Genomic DNA, 5953 nt, shown 5'->3' with positions numbered 1-5953 from the left:
GCGCCGGCGCCGGGAAGACGCCAAGCGTCGCCAGAACCTCAAAGCCGTCTCCTGACCCGGCCACCCGGGCCCGGCCGGGCCGCCACTACGGCGCTGCACCCCCACGGTGCGGCGCCGTTGGTGTGTCTGGTGTCGGTGTCGACACCAGAGGTCCCCGCCAGGAGGGACAAAGATCCCCGCGCACAGGGACAACCTGGTGCGCGGCTCCGGGTTCGTGTGCGGGCGGCGAGTGTCAGATCGGGACGCACGGTTCCCGCTGGCGGGAAACGCCCAGGTCAGGAGCTGGGCTAAAAGAATCTTGAGCGGCCCCCTTCCCTAGGCGTATTGAATTCCATACAGTGTATTGAAGTTCATACAGCTACGGGAGGACCCGCCGTGTTAGTCACCCTCGTCACCGCCGCCCTCGCCATCGTCGCCACGCTGCTGGGCGCGATCGTCTCCGGCCGCTTCCAGGAGCGCGCCGCCGAACGCGGCGTCCGCGCCAGCCACGGTGAGGCGATCCGCCGCGACCGGCTGGAGGCCGTCACTACGCTGGCCTGCGCGATCAGCGACCACCGCCGGGCGATGTGGATGCGAGGCGACGCCGTCCTCAAGGAGGCCGGCACCGAGCGGATCGAGGCCCTGCGCGGCGAGAGCCACATGACCCGCAGCGCGGTCACCCGCCCGCTGGTCGCGCTGCGCGTCCTCATCGAGGACCAGGCCGTGCGCGCCGCCGCCGACCACATGGTCACGCTGACCTACGCGATGCGCGACGCCTACGCCACCACCCAGGAGCTGACCGCCGCCCGCGAGGCCGCGAAGGTCGCCCACGACACCTTCGTCGACGCCGCCGCCGGCTACCTCGCCCGGACCGCCTGACCGCGCCGCACCCGCGCGCCGTCGGGGCCAGTTGACTCGGAATGTCATCGCTCTCCGGCGGCTCCACCCACCGCAGCCTCCCCCTCGCATCCACGCATCCGATCGGAGTTCCCATGGAGCAGCAGTCGAACGCCCTCGCCCGGATCAGCAGCGTCGAGACGTCGGCCGAACGGGCCCTCGGCACCACCACCAGCGGCGAGGACGTGGCCGTGCTTGCCCCGGCCGCGGCCGCCGCGCTGGGTCTGCTCACCGACGCCGTCCGGCGCGGCGCCGACCCCGACGGCATCGTCCAGGCCCTCAAGGCCGCCGGGGTCCACGAGGCGTTCGCCAGCGTCTTCGACGCCGCCTCCGAGCGCGTCATGGAGGCCGCCGACGACCCGTACGACTTCGACGTGCGGCTGCACGCCGACAACCTCGCCGGGGCCGCGGGCGACGTCCGCCGCGCCTTCGAATGGCTCTAGAAACCCGCCCAGCACCCGCCACCGCCCCATGGGAAGGCCCCGATGACCACCGAGCCCGAGCACACCAACCCGGTCCCCGACCTCACGATCCCGCTCTCCACCGCCGACGCTCAGGCCCTGGGCGATGACGTCGGGCAGCTCGCCATGCGGCTCGGCTCGGTACTGCACGGCCTCGCGCAGCTGCGCGCCGGCGGGGCGAGCACCGAGGACCTCGCGAACACGATCCTGGTGTCCAACGGTCTGCTGAACCGGCTGGAGGGCGTTCGGGACGCCGCCGTACGCCAGCACGCCGCACAGGGCGGCTCGTACGGGGCGCTGGCGAGCTCCATGGGCGTCACCCGGGCCACCGCGCAGTCCCGCCGCGACACCCTGGTGAAGAAGGCCCCGAGCCCGATGGAGCGGTGGGCCACCGGCGAGACGGAGTGACCCCGAGCAGCAGCGCCGTGCAGCAAACAGCCGTTTGGTTGCTGCACGGCGCTGCTGCGTGCAGCAACCGGCCGCTGCCCGTGCAGCGCCCTTGTGTCGCCTGGCCTGAGGGCCGAAGTGTCAACGGCCTCGGGATCACGAGCAGCGCTCCACCCGCCCCCGGGCAGCGGCCGGGCAACACCGAGCAGCGGACCCACTGCAACCGGCGCTGCACGGTGCAGCACAAGCAGCAGCGCCCCGGACGAGGGTGGTGTCCGGGGCGCTGCTGCGGGGTGCTCGGGAGGCCCTACGCCTCAACGTACGCGACGATCGTGATCGACCCCAGGGCCGTCACGTAGTAGATCACCCGCACGCCGTCGATCTCGTCGACGTAGTCGCGCAGCAGGGTGCCGGGCACCTCGGTGCCGAGCGCGGGGTTGACGCTGATCGCGACGATCGCGCGGTCCAAGCGGTGCGTCTCGTTGGCGGTGAGCTTCGCCAGCTGGGTGAGCGCGGGCTCCACCAGGATGACCCGGGAGCGCCGCGCGCCGTGGTCAGGCGACACGGGCCTGCCCGTCAGCAAGGCGGGCGAGGTGGGCGTCGCGGGCGACCTCCCACGGCACGCCGGCCTCCGGCGAGGGGTAGCCGTTCTCAGCGATGTCCTCGAGCACGGAGGCGAGGACGTCGACCTTGGCGCGCTGGTCAGCCGCGTACTTGCGGACCGATTCGGCGGCGGCTTCGTCGATCGGCTGGCGGTCGGGCACGGCGGCCGGCTCCTGGCTCATCGAGGGCTCCCGGGGCGTCATCTGGCGTGTGTTCTCACGGTATCGCCGGGGCGCGGCACCGGTCTGCGGTACGGACGAAACCCGCCCGATGACACAGATGACACAGCTGAACAGTGACACAGATGGTCACGACCACCTGGGAAAACAGGGGGTCGATGACACAGTCCGGCGCCGATGACACAGATCCGCGGCCCCCGGCTGGACCCAGGACCCAGGGACCCAGGTTCGTACGGCGCTGCTGGGTCCCGTCGGGCGGGTCAGGCCGGGGTCATTGGCCGGACTGCGACAGGCCTTCCACGAGCTGGGTGACGACGTCCAGGATCGACTTCCCGAACGCGGTCGGCGCGATCAGCACCCCGAACGTGAGGCAGATGACCACGGTCATCTTCTCGTCGAACCGGCTCCGGGCGTGCGTCCGGCGGCGCAGCCGCACCACGATGATGATGGCGAGCAGCACCGCCACGTTGATGGTCACGATCACGTGCCCGGACCTCCCGTAAGTCCACAACTGCCCTGCGAGCACCGCGCGTTCACTCCGGTGTTCTTGTGTAGCGCGAAAGGACCACGACCGCTCCGGGGTTGACCTCGGTTGGCGGCAAAGCGGGCCCTCCTGGCTTGAATGCGCAGGTCAGGGACGCGGCGGGCGGGGGTAAGCGAGGCCTGCGGGCGCGAATACGGACCGTGACTCGCGGGTGGTCCGGCGGGGGCGCCCTGTCACGCTGTCACGTTGTCACGCGGATCCGCCCTGGAGGGGGGTGCAGGCCCGATCCACACCCCAAGAATCGGACATTAGCGGGCATTCTCGCGGGCACTGTCACGCTCCAACCGGGGAGTGTGACAGCGGCGTTGGAGGTGCGTGACAGCAAATCCCGTCACGTTCGGTGAGCGTGACGGGTGCCGGGCGCTGCCATGTCACAGGGCTACAGGTCACCTCACATGAACCTGTCCACCTGGGAATACGAGGGTTCGACCTCACAGGTGAACAGGGTGAATAGGGCATTCGGGCTCACAGGTTCCCGCTTGTGTCACAGGTGGGCCGGGAACTTGTGCGGTCGACTCTCCGTGATCAGATCCGGGCCGGGGGCCAGATGTGCGGGCCGCGGCACTGCCCGCAGGCGGCGCAGCCGGCGCACTCCGTGCAGAACTGCTTCGGGACGCGCGGGCACCAGCAGATCGGGTTGTAGTCGGGGTCGTCCTCGCCCTCGAACCAGGGCTCGCCCAGCGGGGGCCGGTAGTCGACGTGGACCTCACCGTCGGCCGTCAGGTCTTCGTACCGGGTGCCGCAGCCGGTCGACGTCACCCACGTGGCGATCACGTGGTCGGCGGCGCTCACCGGCTGCTCCGGCCGCGGGCCTCGATCCAGTCGGCGAGCGCGAGCACGGCGTCCGGGTCGGCCTGCGCCAGGCGCACCGCGTGCCCCGCGTCGAAGTCCTCCAGCGTTCCGGTCCGCGCCATGGCTCGCAGCAGCGCGCTGTGTGCCCGCACCGACGCGGGGACGGCGTCCAGGTCGCTCGGAGGAGCCATGCTGTGGCCCTCCAGGATGCGGAACATGTCGTGGAACTCGCCGTACTCGTTCAGGTAGTCGAGGGCGTGGCGGTCCTCGGGCTCGTGCAGTACGAGCGGGCCTTCGGCGCCGTAGCGCCCCTCGGTCCTGCCGAGCAGGCCGGCTTTCTCCAGGGCCATCAGCATGTGGGCGCGCTCGGGCAGTCCGTTGGAGTGCAGCCGCTCCTGCCGCTGCTGTTCCATCTCCAGATCCCGCAGTTCTTCCTCGGCTTTGGCCGCTGCTGCGGCTTCGGCGGCGTGCTCGTCCTGGACGACGGCGTCGGCTTTCGGGTCGTACGTCATGCCGGTGGTGGCGAGCAGCTGCGCGATGCGTTCCCACTCCGCGACTTCGGCCGGGCCGCGTGCGTCGTCGGCCAGGTCCTCGCGGTCGCGGTCGATGTGCTGCTGCAGCCGGGCGTCCTCGAGCGCGGCCGCGGCCTCCGCGGCGGTCATGCCGGTGGCGTGCCGGCGGACCCAGCTGCGGCCGACCTTCGCCCGGTCGACCGGCTGGCGGGGCGCGGCCGCGCCGGGCGCGGGTACGCGGGGACGCCGGGTGGATCGGGGAACAGGGGTGCTCACACGAGCCTCCCAATCGTTGCGGAAACGGTGACGGGAAATCCGGCTGCCGCGCGGTGGGCGCGGCAGCCGTAGACAGGTTTATAGCAGCCCTGAATTCGGCGTGCCTAAAACTTGATATCGAGCCACTCCACGTCCGCGAATTGCACCTCCACGCCCGCGCGCCCGCCACCGCCTTGGCGGAAATAGGCGTCCGCTATGGCCTCCGCAACCAGTGCATGCAGATCTTTGTCCGTCGCTCCGGACTCCTGTGCCGCCAGGATGGCGCGGGCGTGGGAGGACGAGACGGCCACCATGATGTCCCGCACCCGGCCCGCATCCGAGGTTCCCTCGGGGCCGAATCCGAAGTAGGCGCGGCAGGAGATGATGAACCCGGCAGAACTGCCCGCGCGCTGCCTCGCTTGTGCCCTGACCTGCGGTTGCCACTGTGACTCGGTCTCCTGCACCAGAGCCTCCTGGAGGCGCTTCTGCGGCTTCTTGGCCGCACCCGAGCGGTAGCGCTCCACCGTGCGGCGGGAGACGCCCAGGCGCTCGGCTACGGCCTTCGTGGAGCCCTTCGCGCGCGTGAGGAGGAATTTCATCTGAGCTTGCGCGGATTTCGGTGCCGGACGGGTGAACAGGGCCCGTTCGGCGCGTCCGAGGCCGTCGAAGAGCTTGTGTCGGAGCAGGGCCGACGCCCTTGCGCGCTGCTGATCATCCATACCGAGCAGCGTCGGGCCGGTCGCCTGTGGACAGAGGCCAGCGGCTGAACGAACTCTCGCTGCACGTCGGAGGGGTTGACGCCGCAGGTCAGCGGGTCTTGGGTGGAGGCTCACGTCTGCAAGGGGGCTGACCATGGCCTTGGTTGAGCGTTCCGACCGGCTGCCGCAGTGCTCACGCTGCCGCGGCGACCTCATCATCAGTGCGGTGGCGCCGAAGAACGACGCGCAAGGCCGCCCGATCCACATGGAGCTGTGCGCTTCGTGCGACGCGGGCGATGCCGACCGGCCTGCGGCCGGCCTTCTGCTGCAGTTCTTCGCCGACGGCGGCGGGCAGGACGAGACCCGCGCCCCGGAGGCGGCGCACCTGATGATGGAGTGGACGAAGGAGTGCATGGCCGCGCACGGCTGGTACTGGCAGGAGACGCCGCCCGGGCAGGGCTGAGCCGTCGGTCGGCGGCGCGGCCGCCGGATCGAACTACTGTTGGGCCGTGGCGTACGACTATCCCGACGATCTCCTCACCGCGCAGCGGGACCTCAACCAGGTGCGGGCCGACCTCGCGGCCTTGTACGAGCGGCTGCCGTACTCGGTGGAGCCAATGGAGGCCTGGCAGCGTCCCGAGGGCTA

At 70.8% G+C, this 5953-nt stretch carries 10 protein-coding genes; 4 read left to right on the top strand and 6 right to left on the bottom strand.

Annotated features, from left to right (window positions below; all coding sequences use genetic code 11):
• Positions 1–375: 375 nt before the first annotated feature.
• The 3 genes from ACFVQG_RS38225 (at position 376) to ACFVQG_RS38215 (ending at position 1745) form a co-directional block, all read left to right on the top strand.
• Complete coding sequence (locus ACFVQG_RS38225; protein WP_383393203.1) at positions 376–858, top strand: hypothetical protein; 483 nt, start codon at positions 376–378, stop codon at positions 856–858.
• Between the two features lie 113 nt (positions 859–971).
• The gene (locus ACFVQG_RS38220; protein WP_383393200.1) at positions 972–1319 is read left to right on the top strand and encodes a hypothetical protein; all 348 of its coding nucleotides are present in this window, start codon (positions 972–974) and stop codon (positions 1317–1319) included.
• Between the two features lie 42 nt (positions 1320–1361).
• On the top strand, positions 1362–1745 hold the full coding sequence (locus tag ACFVQG_RS38215) for a hypothetical protein (protein WP_381327027.1): 384 nt from the start codon (positions 1362–1364) through the stop codon (positions 1743–1745).
• A 286-nt stretch (positions 1746–2031) separates the two neighbouring features.
• Here ACFVQG_RS38215 and ACFVQG_RS38210 read toward each other — a convergent pair whose 3' ends face one another.
• From ACFVQG_RS38210 to tpg, 6 genes are all read right to left on the bottom strand, one after another.
• The gene (locus ACFVQG_RS38210; RefSeq protein ID WP_383393197.1) at positions 2032–2289 is read right to left on the bottom strand and encodes a hypothetical protein; all 258 of its coding nucleotides are present in this window, start codon (positions 2287–2289) and stop codon (positions 2032–2034) included.
• The gene (locus ACFVQG_RS38205; RefSeq protein WP_383393194.1) at positions 2279–2509 is read right to left on the bottom strand and encodes a hypothetical protein; all 231 of its coding nucleotides are present in this window, start codon (positions 2507–2509) and stop codon (positions 2279–2281) included. The genes ACFVQG_RS38210 and ACFVQG_RS38205 overlap by 11 nt, the downstream gene beginning before the upstream one ends.
• A gap of 268 nt (positions 2510–2777) precedes the next feature.
• Positions 2778–2990: a hypothetical protein gene (locus ACFVQG_RS38200; RefSeq protein WP_078948051.1), complete on the bottom strand. Its 213-nt coding sequence runs from the start codon at positions 2988–2990 to the stop codon at positions 2778–2780.
• Positions 2991–3575: 585 nt separating this feature from the next.
• Positions 3576–3842, bottom strand: a complete 267-nt coding sequence (locus tag ACFVQG_RS38195; protein WP_383393191.1) for a hypothetical protein — start codon at positions 3840–3842, stop codon at positions 3576–3578.
• Positions 3839–4630 carry a hypothetical protein gene (locus ACFVQG_RS38190; protein WP_383393188.1) on the bottom strand — a complete coding sequence of 264 codons (792 nt, stop codon included), beginning with the start codon at positions 4628–4630 and terminating at the stop codon, positions 3839–3841. The genes ACFVQG_RS38195 and ACFVQG_RS38190 overlap by 4 nt, the downstream gene beginning before the upstream one ends.
• A 104-nt stretch (positions 4631–4734) precedes the next feature.
• Entirely contained in the window at positions 4735–5328 is a 594-nt protein-coding gene (tpg, locus tag ACFVQG_RS38185) for a telomere-protecting terminal protein Tpg (RefSeq protein ID WP_383393185.1), read from the bottom strand.
• Between the two features lie 133 nt (positions 5329–5461).
• On the opposite strand from tpg, the gene ACFVQG_RS38180 reads away from it, so the two are divergent.
• Positions 5462–5770, top strand: a complete 309-nt coding sequence (locus ACFVQG_RS38180; RefSeq protein WP_383393182.1) for a DUF6300 family protein — start codon at positions 5462–5464, stop codon at positions 5768–5770.
• Positions 5771–5953 lie beyond the last annotated feature (183 nt).

The sequence above is a fragment of the Streptomyces sp. NPDC057877 genome (assembly GCF_042796855.1).
GTDB lineage: Bacteria > Actinomycetota > Actinomycetes > Streptomycetales > Streptomycetaceae > Streptomyces.
This window is presented reverse-complemented; position numbering and strand designations above follow the sequence as displayed.